The following is a 16,206-nucleotide window of genomic DNA, read 5'->3' as shown; positions in this document are numbered from 1 at the left end:
GCTGCAGGGGCGGCCCACCCCGACCGAGCAGCCGGAAGCCGAGCTGTGGTTCGGTGCGCACCCGGGGGCGCCTGGGGTGCTGCTGGACCTGATCGAGGCCGACCCCGAAGGGCAGCTGGGGCAGGGGCGCAAGGCCCTGCCGTTCCTGCTGAAGCTGCTTGCGGCCGAGCGTGCGCTGAGCATTCAGGTGCATCCGACGAAGGCACAGGCCGAGGCGGGATTCGCCGCCGACGAGGCCGCCGGGATCGCCCGCGACGCCTTCGAGCGCAACTACAAGGACGACAATCACAAACCCGAGCTGCTGGTCGCCCTGGGTGAGTTCGAGGCGATGGCGGGCTTCCGGCCGGTCGCCCGCACTGCCGAACTGCTGGATCGGCTGGCCCTGCCCGAGCTGGATTTCCTGCGCGGCGATCTGCGCGGTGCGGTCGAGTGTGCGCTGCACATGCCGCCGGGGGATCTTCCGGAGATTATTGACGCCCTCACGCGGCGCTGCCGGGAGCTTGTGGCCAACGCGGACGATTGGGTGGGCGAGGTGGCGGACCTGGTGTTGCGCCTGGAGCAGCAGTACCCGAACGACCGAGGCGTGCTGTTTGCGCTGCTGCTCAACCGCGTGGTTCTGCAGGAAGGCGAAGCGCTATACCTGGATGCCGGGCAGCTGCACGCCTATGTACGCGGCACGGGCGTGGAGATCATGGCGAACTCGGACAACGTGCTGCGCTGTGGCTTGACTCCGAAGCACATCGACGTCGAGGAGCTGCTGAGCGTGGTGCGCTGGGAGGAGCTCGCGGATCCGCGTCTGCAGGCCGATGCGGATGGGGTGTACCACACTCCGGCGGAGGAATTCAGCTTGCGCAGAGTGGACGGGGAGGCAGAAGTCGCCGGGCCGGCAATCGTGTTGGCCGTCGGGGGAGCCACGGAATGTGGGGAGCTGCACCTGGACAGCGGCTCCGCCGCGTGGGTGCCCGCTGGCGAGGAAGCGTGTGTGAGCGGGAAGGCCTTTATCGCCCGTCCCGGGGCTTAGGCTTCGGTCCTGCCGTGGTGTCGGTGGGGCCGTCTGAGGCCTCGCCACTGTTAGGTTCCTTTGGATCCTCGGCCTCGTCAGTCCCGTGCTGCGGCTCGGCGGGCTTAGTCGAGTCGGAAGGCTCCAGAGGGGGGAAGCCATCCGTCGGGAAGGGGATCTCGGCGCTGCCGTCCGTGGCCTTGCCGGTCTCGGTGACGGGGCCGGGCTTAGTTGTGCCGGGCTGTTCCGCCTGCGACGCGCCCGGCAGAGCCGACGAGACCTGTGGAGCCTGCTGGGTCGACGGGGACTGGGGCGGAACCTGTGGCTGCTGTGGCTGCCCGGGGGACTCCAGGCCTTCCGCGACGATGGTCTCGGATGGCTGCGAGCCGTTGTTCTGCTGGCCGTTCCAGGCGTTGGGCGGCAGGTAGGGATCCTGGCCCAGCGGGGCGACATTGCTGAAGTTCGACCCATTCCCGGACTGCGGGGCGCGCGTGGAGTAGGCAGGAGGATCCGGCTGCGAGGTCGGCTCGTCGGAAACCACATCGTGATCCTGAGAAGCCGCTCCTGTGCTGATGGCGACAGTCGACTCCTCTGTCGTATTGCGCTTCGGGGAGGTGGCCTCCGAACCCGACTGCCAGGTCCAGACGCCGATGACTCCGGCCAAGACTAAGCCGACGATGGCGATGCCGCTGATGGCGCGGGGAACCGGGGAGTGCTGCTCACTGGTCTCGTAGATGACGGCGGTGCCCTTTTCTTCTTCGGCGCCGCGTTGTTCTTCTTCGGCCATCTGGCTCACCTCCTTTTCGGCAAAGATACTTCAATAAAGATCACAATTTGGTTAAGGCACAACAGAGCCTAGCAGGGATACACGGCTTTGACCACAGTTATTGGGCGTGTAAACGCGCTACAGTCGGTAATTGAGCGACAGAAAGGGCAGCACCATGAGCAACTGGGACGAATTCATCTTCTCGCAGGAAGACAACGTGGACTTCCTGGACGAACTGGCCGACCTGGACGGTCCCGAGGTAGCTGGGGCTCTCGTGGATGCCGTGAACCTCGCCCTGCGCGAAGAACAATCCGGTTCGGCGGATTACTCCATCGGCCTGTGCGCGGCCACGGTCGCAGCCATCTGGGGCGGCGCGCCCTTCAGCACGGCAACGGTGGCTGACGAACACCCCTTTATCCGCGCCCACATCGGCGAATGCCCAACCAACCTGCAGGAAGTTGCGCTGCAGCTGCTCGACGGGGAGATGGAACGGCGTGAGGGCGAGGAAGACCTGGAAGCCGAGGGGCTGGAAACCTTCGTCGAGGCGCTGAGCTAGTAGACTGTCTGAAGAAAAATAGCCCTATAGCTATATACCTGTACTTTTATCGAGGAGTCACCCCACCCATGGAGTTTAAAGTCAAGGATCTCTCGCTGGCAGAGGCCGGCCGCCACCAGATCCGCCTGGCGGAATACGAGATGCCCGGGCTGATGCAGCTGCGTAGCGAATATGCAGAAGATCAGCCCCTGAAGGGCGCCCGTATCGCTGGCTCCATTCACATGACCGTGCAGACAGCTGTGCTGATCGAAACTCTGGTGGCCCTCGGCGCTGAGGTTCGTTGGGCCTCCTGCAATATCTTTTCCACCCAGGACGAAGCCGCGGCCGCCATTGTCGTTGGTGAGGGAACCCCGGACGCACCCGCCGGCGTGCCAGTGTTCGCTTGGAAGGGCGAGACCCTGGACGAGTACTGGTGGTGCCTGAAGCAGATCTTCACCTGGGGAGAAGGCGTAGAAGCCAACATGATCCTGGACGACGGTGGCGATGCGACCATGGCTGTTATCAAGGGCATGGAATTTGAAAACGCAGGCCTCGTTCCGGATGCCGAGGATCATGACTCCGATGAGTACAAGGCCTTCCTCGGGATGCTGCGTGAAGCCTTGGCGGAGGACGATAAATTCTGGAACCGGGCGTCACAAAGCATCAAGGGTGTCACCGAAGAAACAACGACGGGCGTGCACCGCCTCTACCACTTCGCCGAGGAAGGCGTGCTGCCATTCCCGGCGATGAACGTCAACGATGCCGTGACGAAGTCCAAGTTCGACAACCGCTACGGCACCCGCCACTCCCTGATCGACGGCATCAACCGCGCTACTGACATGCTGATCGGCGGCAAGTCGGTGCTGCTGTGCGGCTACGGCGACGTGGGCAAGGGCTGCGCCGAGGCGCTGGCGGGCCAGGGCGCGATCGTAAAGGTCACCGAGGTAGACCCGATTAACGCCCTGCAGGCGCTCATGGACGGCTTCGAGGTTGTGCAGGTTGAGGACTTTATTAGTGACGCAGACATCGTCATCACCGCAACGGGCAACCTCGGAATCATCACGTTTGAGCACATGCAGATGATGAAGAACCACGCAGTGCTCGGAAACATCGGCCACTTCGACAACGAAATCGACATGGCCAGCCTGCTGCACCGCGAGGACGTCAGCCGCGTGACTATCAAGCCACAGGTGGACGAGTTCACCTTCCCGGGTGCCAACGGCGACCCGGTCTCCATCGTGGTGCTGAGCGAGGGGCGCCTGCTGAACCTGGGTAACGCCACCGGCCACCCGTCGTTCGTGATGTCCAACTCCTTCGCCGATCAGACGATCGCGCAGATCGAGCTGTACACGAAGTCCGACCAGTACGGCAATGACGTCTACCGCCTGCCGAAGATCCTGGACGAGATGGTTGCGCGCATCCACGTTGAGGCACTCGGCGGCAAGCTGACGACACTGACCAAGGAACAGGCTGAGTACATCGGCGTGGATGTTGCCGGCCCGTTCAAGCCGGAGCACTACCGCTACTAAATATGATCGTTAGCTTTGAAGGGGTCGACGGCGCGGGAAAGAACACCCTAGTCACGGCCGTAGAAAAAGAGTTGGTGGAACGCGAGGTGCCAGTCGCGCGCGTCGCGTTCCCGCGTTACGAGGAATCCCACCCGGCGATGCTGGCGCGAGAGGCGCTGCACGAAAACCTGGGTGACCTGATCGATTCCGTGCACGGCATGGCCACTCTGTTCGCCCTCGACCGCGCCGAGATTGGGGAAGAGCTGGCGGACTTCGACGCAGATGGTTATGTGATCCTGATCGACCGCTACACCGCCTCTAACGTGGCCTACTCCGCCGCGCGTGTCAACGGCGACGTGGCCGAGGTCGGCCAGTGGGTTACCCAACTGGAGCAAGAGAAGCTGGGAGTACCAGCGCCCGACCTGCAGATCCTGGTGGACGTCGAGGCGGAGGTGGCCGGGCAGCGCGCCGAGTCGCGCGAGGCCCAGGACCAGTCGCGAGCACGGGATGCTTACGAGCGGGACAGCAGCCTGCAGGAACGCACCGTCCGTGCCTACCGGGCACTGGCGGAGCAGCAGTGGCTGAGCCCGTGGGTGACAGTCGACAGCACCGGAGACGATTACGAGGCCCGCGCGGCTAAGGTCGCGGACCTGCTGGAAGAAATGAGAGGATGACAACCGTGGAAACGAAGATTCTGGTGGTCGACGACGACCCGGCAATCGCGGAAATGCTCACCATCGTTCTGCAGGGCGAGGGTTTTCGCACCGTGGTCGTGGGCGACGGCGTAGAGGCCGTGAAGGCCGCGGAGGAACACAACCCGGACCTCATCCTGCTGGACGTCATGCTGCCCGGAATGAACGGCATTGACGTCTGCAAGGCGATCCGCGAAACCTCCACGGTGCCGATCGTCATGCTGACAGCACGCACCGACACCGTGGACGTGGTGTTGGGCCTGGAGTCCGGCGCCGACGACTACGTGCACAAGCCGTTTAAGCCGAAGGAGCTGGTGGCGCGAGTGCGGGCACGCCTGCGCCGCACCCCAGAGGAGGCCCCTGCGGACACGATCGAGGTGGCAGACCTGAAGATCGACGTGCCCGGCCACCAGGTGATCCGTGATGGCCAGGAGATCGCGCTGACCCCGATCGAGTTCGACCTGCTGGTCACGCTGGCCTCCCGCCCGCGCCAAGTGTTCTCCCGCGAGGAGTTGCTGGAGCAAGTGTGGGGCTACCGCAAGTCCAGCGATACCCGCCTGGTGAACGTCCACATTCAGCGCCTGCGCTCGAAGGTGGAGAAGGACCCGGATGATCCGAAGATCATCCAGACCGTCCGCGGGATCGGCTACAAGACCGGCGAATAGGTTCTCGTGGAGCAGGAACAAGCGAAGCTCAGGAAGCGCAAGCCGGCCCGCCAAGCACAACCGAAGGCCCCGGGGCTCCCGCAGAAAGTGCAGGGGAAGACGCTGGCCGCGGGTGCGACGTTTTGGTCCGTGCTGCGCGACTTCTTCCGCCGGCCGCGGGATACCTGGCGGCGGATCATCAACTCGGTTAGGCTGCGCTGGCACCAGTCCATCCAGCTGCGAGTGATCGGCAGTGTGGTGGCCTCCAGTGCTTTCGCATTCCTGCTTATTGGGTTCCTACTGGTCGGCTTCCTGAGCCAGCAGCTGCTGGCCACCAAGTTCTCCGAAGCCGTGGACAGCATGGACCGGGCACGCACGGCGGTGGAAGAGCAGATCAGCGCCACCGACTCCTCCAACCCGGTGTCCGTGCGCCTGACCTCCGCCAGGGCAGTGCTGACTAACCGCTCGGCAGGGGTGGAGGAGACCAGTGTCCCGGTGTACGACTCGGTGCTTATCGCCAACAATGCGAGCGAGGCGGAAACACGGATCCCCAATAACATCGATATCCCCGAAAACCTGCGCGAGTTTGTGCGCCAGGGGCAGGTGGCCTACCAGTACGCCCGAGTAGACGGGGAAAACGGCAGCTACAAGGCGCTCATTATCGGCAGTCCCGTCTACTCCGACATCCCGGGGTTGGAGCTATACCTGCTGGTGCCGCTGACATCTGAAGAGGCCACTCTTAACCTCATGCGCGGCCTGCTAATGGCCGGCGGGATCGTCCTTATGATCCTGCTGTTGGTGATTGGTTGGGTATTCTCCCAGCAGATTATCGGCCCGGTTCGTGCGGCCTCGAAGATCGCCGAGAAGCTGGCCGCGGGCCACCTGCACGAGCGCATGGTCGTGGACGGCCAAGACGAAGTCGCCAGGCTCGCCTACAGCTTCAACGACATGGCGGAGAAGCTCTCCACCCAGATTCGCAACCTGGAGGAGTTCGGCTCGCTGCAACGCCAGTTCACGTCGGACGTTTCCCACGAGCTGCGTACCCCGCTGACGACGGTGCGCATGGCGGCGGACATGATCGAGGACAACGCCGACGAGCTCGACCCCCTGACCGCCCGTGCAGCTCACCTGATGACGAAGGAGCTCGACCGCTTCGAGACCCTCCTGGGCGACCTGCTGGAGATCTCCCGGCACGACGCGGGCGTGGCGAACCTATCCGCAGAGAAGGTCGACGTGCGCGGCGTGGTGCGCTCCGCCCTGCAACAGGTGCGCACCATCGCCGAGGAGGTTGGCACCGAGTTCAATGTGGACCTGCCGGAAGATCCCGTGGTCGTTGCCGTGGATTCGCGCCGCGTGGAGCGCATCCTGCGCAACCTCCTGGCCAACGCCGTCGACCACTCGGAAGGCAATCCGATCGAGGTGAAAATGGCCGTCGGCGAGCACGAACTGGCAATCGCCGTCACCGACCACGGAGTGGGACTGAAGCCGGGCGAGGAGGAGATGGTCTTCAACCGCTTCTGGCGCTCCGACCCTTCGCGCGAGCGTCGCACGGGCGGGACCGGCTTGGGGCTGGCCATCGCCAAGGAGGATGCCAACCTGCACGGCGGTCGCCTCGAAGCCATCGGCGAGCCCGGCGTGGGCGCTTGTTTCCGACTGACCCTCCCGCTGGAACAGGGCCACACCGTAAAGACCTCGCCGCTGCCTTTGGCGGTGGAGGCTGAGGGCGTCACTACCCAAGAACAAGAAGGGGGCGATGATGAGTAACAAGACCACAAAGGTCAAAAAGGTACTGTCCGCGATGACCGGGCTGGGTATGCTGGCGGCGTGCTCGACCCTGCCGGACGATACGAACCCCGAGGCGATCTCCAGTTACGCTCCGGCCCCCAGCGGGCAAGAGGCACCGACCCCGACCGATGGGCAGCCCTCTGACCTGCTGCTGCGCGATTTCTTCACCGCCAGCGCCCATCCGCTGCGTAACCACCAGGCGGCAAAGAGGTTCCTCACCGGCAGCATGCAGGGGCGGTGGCAATCCGACGCGCCGACGATGGTGCTAGACAGGATCGACATTGCCTCCGACGGCCCGGGCGACGATTCCAAGATCACCTACCGCGTGCGCGGCAACATCGTCGGCACGCTGGGCGTGGGTGGAGTGTTCGACCCGCAGTACAGCGCGTTCGAGACCAGCTATGAGATGCAAAGCGTCGACGGCCAGTGGCGCATCAGCAACCTGCCGAACGTCGTGGTGCTGGACCGACAGGACTTCGTGGGCACCTACCGCGCGCGCAACATCTACTTCCCGGACCTCAACGGCCGGGCGCTGGTGCCGGACCGCCGGTGGATCTACACCGGACAGCAGTCCACCGCCGCCTCCCTGGTCTCGTTGTTGGTTGCGGGGCCGCAGGACCGTTTAAAGAAGGCGGTGCGAAACCTTATTCCTGAGGACGCCACCGCCCAAGTCTCCGAGGACGACGAGGGAGACCCCGCTGTACACTTCACCGGCCTGCAGGAACTGTCCGCTGATGCGCGCCGGCTGCTGGCGGCACAGGTGGTGTGGACGCTGGCGGGTTCCGAGGTCCGTGGACCTTATGAGCTCACGGCGGATGGCACGCCCATGAGCGATGACATGCATGGCAAGTGGCTGGTGCAGGACCTTTCTCAATACGACCCGAACGTGCAGGTGCAGGTGCCGCTGCGAGCCGTCTCCGGCGGCGACATCTATCAGCAGGACGGGACGCGGGCGAAGAAACTGGAGGGATGGCTTTCACAACAGTATGTCGAGTCCGTGGCGCTAAGCCCGCGGGATGAAATCTTCGCGGCCGTGACTGGGCGGGGCGATGCACCACGCCAACTGATGCTCGGGGCGAAGGGAGACCAGCCCGTGAGCTCCGTACAGGCGGATTCGTTGACGCGCCCGACTTGGGGGCTGGATGCCACATCGGCCTACGTGGTGGCCGATGGCGAGCGGATCACGGAGATCACTCGCAACCCGGAGACCGGCGCCGTGGGGGAGCGGCAGGTGGACAGCTCCACAATGAGAATGGTGGACGGGAACGAGAAGCGCATCAGCGTTTTCCGCGTATCGCACGACGGCGCCCGCGCCGTGATGATCGTGAACGGACGGGTATACGTGGTGACGTTGGAGACGACCGACGATGGCACGAAGCGGCTGGGTGCGCCGGTGGAGATCGGCCACGCCGTGGGGGATACTGCGGTCAGCGCTGACTGGTCCGATGACGGGTCCGTGCTGGTGGGCACGCGTGCCAACGATGCCCCGGTGTGGGACATCGAGGTTGACGGGTCTTACTCGCAGCAGATCACGGGCCGCAACCTTTCCGCCCCGGTGGTGTCGGTGGCCACGGACGGCAGCAAGATTTATGTCACTGACGCAAATGCGTTGATGCAGTTTGACGTTACCTCCGAGGAGTCGCGGTTCTGGCGTGAAGTGCCGACCATGCAGGGAAAGCGGGCAACGCCAGTGCTGGTCGACTAGGCTGAGTGCCCGTGGGGATTAAGGGGGATCTCGGTGCGCTCGCGGGGCTGGTGTGGCGTGACGACTGCGTGTGTTGCGGTGCGGTGACCGGCGGGCAGCTGTGCGAGGCCTGCGGGCTCCAGCTGATGCAGCGTTGGCAGCGCTGGCAGCCGCGGGTGGCGGCAGTGCCGGTTTTCGCCGCCGGGGTGTACGGCGGCGCGCGGCGGATGCTTATTCTCAGCGCCAAGGAGAGACTGCGGCCGGCGGCCATAGACGTCGCCGGCAGGGTGTTGGCTGCCGGGATTCTGCACGTCAGCGGCTTAGGGTTGGTGCCGGATCCGCGTCTGGGGAGGGTGGTTCTGGTGCCCGCCCCCACCCGGAAATCGGCGGCGCGGAAGCGCGGCGGGGACATCGTTACCCGCTTTTGTCACGCCGCCGCAGCGCTGTATCCCGGAGTGGAGGTCCACCCGGTGGCGTGGCTGAGCGAGGCGAGTGTGGATTCGGTGGGGCTGGACCGCCACCAGCGTCGCGAGAACGTGGCCAGCAGTATCCTGTTTGACCCGGCGGCGGTCGGGCGATTGCGCGGGGTGGGGGAGGTCGTGATTGTCGATGACGTGTGCACTACGGGCGCCACAACAGCGCAGTTTGCGCTGGCTCTGACGGCGCGGGGCGTGCGGCCGCGATTGACGCTGGTATTAGCTGGCGCGTAGTTCACATAAATAAGGGGTATATGCACAAGTGCAGCAACGGCGATAGGTAGACTAGGGATTGGAACGATCGCCGTTGGAAGGTGGGTAATCCGGCCCGATTCTGGCGGTGAATGACTTTGGAGGTTGAGCAATGTCGACCGGCAAAAACTCGTCCGACTTTGGCAACGAGGAACTTGCTGCACCCGAGGCAGGCGTAGAGATCACTGGGCGCAACGTTGAGGTGCCGGAGCACTTCGCAGACCGCGTCAAGGGCAAGCTCGCGAAGATCGAGCGCCTGGACCCGACCCTCACGTTCTTCCACGTGGAGCTGCAGCACGAGCCCAACCCGCGCCGTGGTGACCAGCAGGATCGTCTGCAGATCACCGCAACCGGCAAGGGCCACATCGCTCGCGCAGAAGCTAAGGAAGACTCCTTCTACGCTGCCCTCGAGGTCGCCGTTGGCCGCATGGAGCGCTCCCTGCGCAAGGTGAAGGCGCGTCGCAAGATCGCCCGTTCCGGCCACCGCGCTCCGATGTCCATGGGCGAGGCAGCTGCCAGCCTGGTGGAAGAGGCACAGCCGAAGGCGGAGACCAAGCCGGAGGAGGTCGGCCCGTACGACGTCGATCCCTACGAGGATCAGTTCAAGCCCGGCCAGGTCGTGCGCAAGAAGGTGCACAAGGCCGCTCCGATCAGCGTTGACCAGGCGCTGAGCGAGATGGAGCTCGTGGGGCACGACTTCTTCCTGTTCATCAACGAGGAGACCGGCCAGCCGTCCGTGGTGTACCGTCGCCACGCTTTCGACTACGGCCTGATCACCCTGGAAGAGAAGGACGCAGAGAAGTAACCCCTTTCTCTAATCGGTCTTCAACCCATCAGCCGGCCCCCACGACTAACCCGTGGGGGCCGGCCTTTTATGTCTGGACTTGCCGGGTGTAGTTGCCCCCGGCCTTGGGGGTGGGGGTAGGATTATCCGAAGCCGACAAATTAGCTAACCCGTTTTAGAAATCGAGCAAAGGACAGCATCAGCGTGCTAGGACTTTCGAAAATCCTCCGTATGGGCGAAGGCCGTGCGGTTAAGCGTCTCGCGAAGATCGCCGACCAGGTGATGGACCTCGATGAGGAATACACCAAACTCACCGACGAGGAACTGCAGGCCAAGACCGACGAGCTGAAGAAGCGAGTTCAGGAAGACGGCGAGAGCCTGGACGACATCCTGCTCGAGGCTTTCGCCACCGCGCGTGAGGCATCCTGGCGCGTGCTCGGCCAGAAGCACTACAAGGTGCAGATCATGGGTGGCGCTGGCCTTCACTTCGGCTATGTCGCCGAGATGAAGACCGGTGAGGGTAAGACCCTGACCTGTGTGTTGCCCGCATACCTCAACGCGCTGTCCGGCAAGGGCGTGCACGTCGTTACCGTGAATGACTACCTGGCTAAGCGTGACGCCGAGTGGATGGGCCGTGTGCACCGCTTCCTGGGGCTCAGCACCGACGTGATCCTGAGCGGCAAGAACCCCGCCGAGCGCCGTGAGGCCTACAACGCCGACAACACCTATGGCACGAACAACGAGTTCGGCTTCGACTACCTGCGCGATAACATGGCGCACTCCCTGAACGACCTGGTGCAGCGCGGCCACAACTACGCCATCGTGGATGAGGTTGACTCGATCCTCATCGACGAGGCCCGTACCCCGCTGATCATCTCCGGTCCGGTCGAGGGCTCCAGCAAGTGGTTCACCGCCTTCGCGGCAATCGCCCCGAAGCTGACCCGTGACATCCACTACGAAGTGGACGAGCGGAAGAAGACCGTGGGCGTCAAGGAAGAGGGCGTGGAGTTCGTCGAGGACCAGCTGGGCATCGAGAACCTCTACGCCCCGGAGCACTCGCAGCTGGTGAGCTACCTGAACAACTCCATCAAGGCCAAGGAGCTGTTCACCCGCGACAAGGACTACATCGTCCGCAACGGCGAGGTCGTCATCGTCGACGAGTTCACCGGCCGCATCCTGGACGGCCGTCGTTACAACGAGGGCATCCACCAGGCGATCGAGGCGAAGGAACACGTCGAGATCAAGAACGAGAACCAGACGCTGGCCACCGTCACCCTGCAGAACTACTTCCGCCTGTACGACAAGCTGGCCGGCATGACCGGTACGGCGGAGACCGAGGCCGCCGAGCTGAAGTCCACCTACAAGCTGGATGTCGCCGCGATCCCGACGAACAAGGAAAACAAGCGTAAGGACCACGTCGACCTGATCTACAAGACGCAGGAGGCGAAGTTCGAGGCCGTGGCTGAGGACATCGCCGAGCGCGTGGAGACCGGCCAGCCGGTGCTGGTGGGTACCACCTCCGTGGAGCGTTCCGAGTACCTGTCCAGGCTGCTGCAGCGCCGCGGCATCAAGCACAACGTGCTGAATGCGAAGTACCACGAGAAGGAAGCGGAGATTGTCGCCCAGGCAGGTCGTCTGGGAGCCGTAACCGTGGCGACCAACATGGCCGGCCGTGGTACCGACATCGTGCTGGGTGGTAACCCGGACATCATCGCCGACATCAACCTGCGCGAGCGCGGCCTGGATCCGGTGGAGACCCCGGAGGAATACGAAGCGGCCTGGAACGATGAGATCGAGAAGGTCCGCGAGGAGTCCAAGGAAGAAGCGGAGAAGGTCCGCGAGGTCGGTGGTCTGTACGTGCTGGGCACGGAGCGTCACGAATCCCGCCGCATCGACAACCAGCTGCGTGGCCGTTCCGCACGTCAGGGCGACCCGGGCGAGACCCGCTTCTACCTGTCCATGCGCGATGACCTGATGGTACGCTTCGTCGGCCAGACGATGGAGGCGATGATGACTCGCCTGAACATCCCGGACGACGAGGCCATCGACTCGAAGATGGTCACCAACGCCATCAAGGGCGCACAGTCCCAGGTGGAGTCCGCCAACTTCGAGATGCGCAAGAACGTGCTCAAGTACGACGAAGTCATGAACGAGCAGCGCAAGGTGATCTACGGCGAGCGCCGCCAGATCCTCGAGGGTGAGGATGTGGAGAAGCAGATCCGCAACATGCTGAAGGACACCATCGAGGCATACGTCGACGGCGCGACCGCCGAGGGCTATGTCGAAGACTGGGATCTGGATACCCTGTGGAACGCCCTGGATTCCCTCTACGGCCCGACCTTTACCCACGAGGAACTGGTGGAAGGCGACGATTACGGCCGCCCGGGCGAGCTGAGCTCTTCTCAGCTGCTGGAGGCGCTGCTCGACGACGCCAACCGCGAGTACGACGAGCTGGAGGAGAAGGTCACGGAGATCGCCGGCGAAGAGCAAATGCGCGGCATGGAGCGCGCAGCTCTGCTGAACGTCGTGGACCAAAAGTGGCGCGAGCACCTCTACGAGATGGACTACCTGAAGGAGGGCATCGGCCTGCGTGCAATGGCGCAGCGCGATCCCCTGGTGGAGTACCAGCGCGAGGGTGGCGACATGTTTAACCGCATGAAGGACGGCATCAAGGAAGAGACCGTCCGCCAGCTGTTCCTGGTTCGCAACCAGCTGAAGCAGGCCGGCCAGGTGCACGTTGATGACCCGGCGGCCGGTAACGAGGGCGTGGCCGTGGACCGCGCTACGCAGACCACCATGGGTGGTTAAGAGCTAGATCAAGCTGAGGCTATCGATAGCCCAGACCTTGACCCCGCGCCGCGCGGAGCTGTGCAGTTGATGCAGCTCCGCGCGGCGCTTTTGCGTGTGCTGTGACATGCTGCCCGCAATCGCCCGCACCCTCTCGCCCATCTGCACCGATGCGCAAAAGCGAACACAGTCGCCCGCGCTGGGCTGGATGTGCAGACTTATTATTGACGCACCCTTCTCCACCCGCCCACTCGTCGGTTCCGGCCGCACGTGTCGGCGCACGCGAAGTTGCTCTAGCACCCGTTCGCCGAAGGGCGCGCGGCGCAAGTGGTCGATCGGACGGCGCCCCTCCAAGGCCTCCAGCCACATTTTTACGATCTGCGCGATGCGTTGGGGCGGTGGGGTGTTGGCGTCACGAAAAGAATCAGTGACCTCCTCCTCGGCGACCTGCACCGCGACGGCCGGGGTGGGTGGGCGCAGGAACACGAAGTCCGGAAGTGGGCGCGTGGAAGTTGAAGTGGTCACGAAAGAAAAACCCCCTGTTGTACATGCCAGTGATGCCGTACGGTGCGTTCCCCCGAAGGCGCCATACGGGCATAACTATAGCGAAGTGCGCGCCCCGCGGGGTACCGAAGGGCGAAAAGATGGCAGAATATAGGGCATGCGTGGACTAGTAGTTGATTATTGCGGAGTGTTGGACGGCGCCGAGGAAGACCGCAGGCGGTGGCGCAAGCTGCTGTCGGCGGCGCGAGCGGAGGGCATTGCCACGGCGATTCTTTCCAACGATCCGGGCGGGGCGGGCGCGGCCCCCATCCGTACGTGGCTGGAGGGAGGCTACGTGGATGCCGTTGTTCTGTCTGGCGAGGTGGGCGCGGAGAAGCCCTCGGAGGAGATCTTCCGCATTACTGCCGACCGTTTGGACCTGCCGCAGCAGGATCTGGTGCTGGTGGACGACAACATCCTGAACATCCGCGGCGCCGTGGATGCCGGCCTGATTGGCATTTACTACCAGCAGTTCGACCGCGCGGTGGTGGAGATCACCGGCGTGTTTGAGCTGGAGGGGGAGTTCTAAACCATGCTGGTGTACATTCCCGCGACCTTTGACATGCTGGGCACCCTCGCGGAGCAGGGGGAGCACCCGGTGCGCTCTGCGGTGGGCTTTGCTCTGACCCCGGCGGTGCGGGAGTTCTACACCGGCGGCGACGAGGAGGAGCTGGCATACACGGCCTTCCTGGATGCCGCACGGGCCTCGCTGCGCTTGCTCAGCGCGGGCGGGGAGGAGCGCTTCCCACACCGGCGTGTGGTGATCAGCGCGGAGATCGACGATTCCGCGGTGTCGTTGGCGCCGGCCGGCGGCGAGTCCGTGGTGCGGCTGGACCCTGCCGTTGTGAAGGTGCAGCAGTTGTTGGCGATCCATGTTGATGACGCCGACGCGGAGGCCGCCACGGCGAAGGCGATCGAGTGCATAGACGCAGCTGACTTGGGGGATGAGGACGCGGAGTTCGCGCTGGGGGACTGCGAAGACAACCTGATGAGCTGGTACGACGCGAAGGAGCTGCCGTTCCTGGTGGATTTGATGTAGCGGCTTAGCTACATTTCCCACTCGTTGTTGCTGCGCAGAGCCTCCAGCAGGCGGCGGATTGCGGTGACGCGCCGGGCGGACGCGCCGGTGAGGGTATCCAGGGCGCACTCCGGATCGGCGGGCGGACCCATGTGGGTGCAGCCGCGGGGGCAGTCTTCGGTGACCTCGCGGAGGTCTTCGAAAACGTCCACCACGGTGTCCGGGTCGACGTGTGCGAGCCCCAGGCTGCGGATGCCAGGTGTGTCGATGATCCAGCCGCCCGCGGGCAACTGGAGCGCGACGGACTGAGTGGAGGTGTGGCGGCCCTTGCCCACTCCGCTGACCTCTCCGGTGGCGCGTTCCGCGTCGGGGATGAGGCGGTTAAACAGGGTGGATTTGCCCACCCCGGAGTGGCCGACGAGGGCGCTGACCTTGCCCGTGATGTGCTCGGTGAGTTCGTCCAGGGAGTCGCTGACGCCGGTGGTGAGGATCTCTACGTCGAGATCGCGGAACTCGGCGGCGAAGGCGCTAGGGTCGGCAAGGTCGGACTTGGTGAGGCAGACCAGCGGGGTGAGGCCGCCGACGAAGGCGGCGATGAGGGCGCGCTCCACGAAGCCGGTGCGCGGTGGCGGATCGGCCACGGCGCTGACGATCAGCAGGTAGTCCGCGTTGGCCACGACGATCCGTTCGAAAGAGTCTGTGTCGTCCGCGGTGCGGCGCAGGATTGAGGTGCGGTCTTCGAGCCGGACGATGCGCGCCAGGGTGTCCTTCTTGCCGGAGGTATCGCCGACCACACCGACGTGGTCGCCGACGACCACATTGGTGCGTCCCATCTCGCGGGCGCGCATGCAGGTGACGAGGGTGCCGTCTTCGTCCAGCACCACGCCCCAGCGGCCTCGGTCCTTGGAGACGACCATGCCCCGCTTGGCGTTTTTATGGCTCGGTCGATCCTTCGTCCGCGGGCGCGAGCCCTTGCCGGGGCGGACGCGGACGTCGGACTCGTCCCAGTGGTGGGCGTTGCTGTGCCTTCGTCCCATCTAGCGTTCCTGGCCCAGCAGCTGCGCCCAGCGGCGGCGGAAGCCGGGGAGGGTCTTGGCGGTGGTGTCCACGTCGGAGACCTCGATGCCTTCGACGCGCAGGCCCAGGATCGCTCCGGCGGTGGCCATGCGGTGGTCGGCGTAGGACTCCCAGCGGCCGCCCTCCAGGGCAGCCGGGTGGATGATCAGCCCGTCGGCGGTCTGCTCGACATTGCCGCCGAGGGCGTTGATGTTATCCGCCAGCGCCTGCAGACGGTCGGTCTCGTGTCCGCGCAGGTGCGCGATTCCGTAGAGGTGGCTGGGGCCGTCTGCCAGGGCTGCCAGGGCGGCGACGGTGGGGGTGAGCTCCCCGATATCGTGCATGTCCCAGGTGATCCCGTTGACGCGGCCGGTGCCGGAGACAACTAGATCGCCGTGGTGGACGTCCAGCTCCGCCTCCGCGCCCATGTCCAGCAGGATCTGGCGGAATTGGTCGCCCGGCTGGTTGGTGGTGGCGGGCCAGTTCTGGATGCGCACGGTGCCGCCGGTGAGCACGCCCGCAGCCATGAACGGCGTGGCGTTCGACAGGTCAGGCTCCACGTGCCACTGGCGGCCGCTGATCGGGCCGGGGTGGACGGTCCACCGGTTGAAGGAGGTTTCCACGTTCACCCCGGCCTCGCGCAGCATCTGCACCGTCATCTCGACGTGGGGCTGGC

Annotated in this window: 16 protein-coding genes; 12 read left to right on the top strand and 4 right to left on the bottom strand. The window is 64.6% G+C overall.

The window, feature by feature from the left end; translation table 11 throughout:
• A partial coding sequence (gene manA, locus Q0331_RS02620) for a mannose-6-phosphate isomerase, class I (RefSeq protein ID WP_298074627.1) occupies positions 1 to 1,021 on the top strand: 1,021 nt, incomplete at its 5' end.
• On the opposite strand, the gene Q0331_RS02615 is transcribed toward manA, so the two are convergent.
• Positions 999 to 1,787, bottom strand: coding sequence for a hypothetical protein (locus Q0331_RS02615; protein WP_298074625.1), 789 nt, complete (start codon positions 1,785 to 1,787; stop codon positions 999 to 1,001). The genes manA and Q0331_RS02615 overlap by 23 nt on opposite strands.
• 154 nt (positions 1,788 to 1,941) lie before the next feature.
• Here Q0331_RS02615 and Q0331_RS02610 point away from each other — a divergent pair, with 154 nt between their 5' ends.
• From Q0331_RS02610 to secA, 9 genes are all read left to right on the top strand, one after another.
• Complete coding sequence (locus tag Q0331_RS02610; protein WP_298074623.1) at positions 1,942 to 2,322, top strand: DUF4259 domain-containing protein; 381 nt, start codon at positions 1,942 to 1,944, stop codon at positions 2,320 to 2,322.
• 68 nt (positions 2,323 to 2,390) lie between these two features.
• Positions 2,391 to 3,830 (top strand): adenosylhomocysteinase, encoded by a 1,440-nt coding sequence (gene ahcY / locus Q0331_RS02605; RefSeq protein ID WP_298074620.1) that lies wholly within the window; start codon positions 2,391 to 2,393, stop codon positions 3,828 to 3,830.
• A gap of 2 nt (positions 3,831 to 3,832) precedes the next feature.
• Positions 3,833 to 4,483: a dTMP kinase gene (locus Q0331_RS02600; RefSeq protein ID WP_298074618.1), complete on the top strand. Its 651-nt coding sequence runs from the start codon at positions 3,833 to 3,835 to the stop codon at positions 4,481 to 4,483.
• A gap of 5 nt (positions 4,484 to 4,488) precedes the next feature.
• Positions 4,489 to 5,166 (top strand): MtrAB system response regulator MtrA, encoded by a 678-nt coding sequence (gene mtrA, locus Q0331_RS02595; protein ID WP_298074616.1) that lies wholly within the window; start codon positions 4,489 to 4,491, stop codon positions 5,164 to 5,166.
• Between the two features lie 6 nt (positions 5,167 to 5,172).
• A complete protein-coding gene (mtrB, locus tag Q0331_RS02590) occupies positions 5,173 to 6,909 on the top strand; it encodes an MtrAB system histidine kinase MtrB (protein ID WP_298074614.1) in 1,737 nt (578 codons plus the stop codon).
• Positions 6,899 to 8,635, top strand: coding sequence for an MtrAB system accessory lipoprotein LpqB (lpqB, locus tag Q0331_RS02585; protein WP_298074613.1), 1,737 nt, complete (start codon positions 6,899 to 6,901; stop codon positions 8,633 to 8,635). Before mtrB ends, lpqB begins: the two co-directional genes overlap by 11 nt.
• Before the next feature lie 206 nt (positions 8,636 to 8,841).
• Positions 8,842 to 9,324: a ComF family protein gene (locus Q0331_RS02580; RefSeq protein WP_298074611.1), complete on the top strand. Its 483-nt coding sequence runs from the start codon at positions 8,842 to 8,844 to the stop codon at positions 9,322 to 9,324.
• Between the two features lie 130 nt (positions 9,325 to 9,454).
• The gene (raiA, locus tag Q0331_RS02575) at positions 9,455 to 10,147 is read left to right on the top strand and encodes a ribosome hibernation-promoting factor, HPF/YfiA family (RefSeq protein ID WP_298074609.1); all 693 of its coding nucleotides are present in this window, start codon (positions 9,455 to 9,457) and stop codon (positions 10,145 to 10,147) included.
• A gap of 183 nt (positions 10,148 to 10,330) precedes the next feature.
• Positions 10,331 to 12,934: a preprotein translocase subunit SecA gene (gene secA / locus Q0331_RS02570; RefSeq protein WP_298074607.1), complete on the top strand. Its 2,604-nt coding sequence runs from the start codon at positions 10,331 to 10,333 to the stop codon at positions 12,932 to 12,934.
• A gap of 3 nt (positions 12,935 to 12,937) precedes the next feature.
• Here secA and Q0331_RS02565 read toward each other — a convergent pair whose 3' ends face one another.
• Positions 12,938 to 13,438 (bottom strand): Rv3235 family protein, encoded by a 501-nt coding sequence (locus tag Q0331_RS02565; protein ID WP_298074605.1) that lies wholly within the window; start codon positions 13,436 to 13,438, stop codon positions 12,938 to 12,940.
• A 136-nt stretch (positions 13,439 to 13,574) separates the two neighbouring features.
• Between Q0331_RS02565 and Q0331_RS02560 the strand changes: the two genes are divergently transcribed.
• Both Q0331_RS02560 and Q0331_RS02555 read left to right on the top strand, forming a co-directional pair.
• Entirely contained in the window at positions 13,575 to 13,985 is a 411-nt protein-coding gene (locus tag Q0331_RS02560) for an HAD family hydrolase (protein WP_035004304.1), read from the top strand.
• 3 nt (positions 13,986 to 13,988) lie between these two features.
• Positions 13,989 to 14,495: a DUF6912 family protein gene (locus Q0331_RS02555; protein ID WP_298074602.1), complete on the top strand. Its 507-nt coding sequence runs from the start codon at positions 13,989 to 13,991 to the stop codon at positions 14,493 to 14,495.
• An 8-nt stretch (positions 14,496 to 14,503) separates the two neighbouring features.
• Here Q0331_RS02555 and rsgA read toward each other — a convergent pair whose 3' ends face one another.
• Positions 14,504 to 15,511, bottom strand: a complete 1,008-nt coding sequence (gene rsgA, locus Q0331_RS02550; protein ID WP_298074600.1) for a ribosome small subunit-dependent GTPase A — start codon at positions 15,509 to 15,511, stop codon at positions 14,504 to 14,506.
• A partial coding sequence (locus Q0331_RS02545; RefSeq protein ID WP_298074598.1) for a 3-phosphoshikimate 1-carboxyvinyltransferase occupies positions 15,512 to 16,206 on the bottom strand: 695 nt, incomplete at its 5' end.

This window comes from uncultured Corynebacterium sp. (assembly GCF_937999985.1).
Classification (GTDB): Bacteria; Actinomycetota; Actinomycetes; order Mycobacteriales; family Mycobacteriaceae; genus Corynebacterium.
The sequence above is the reverse complement of the archived record's forward strand: the minus strand, read 5'-3'. Positions and strand labels throughout refer to the sequence as shown.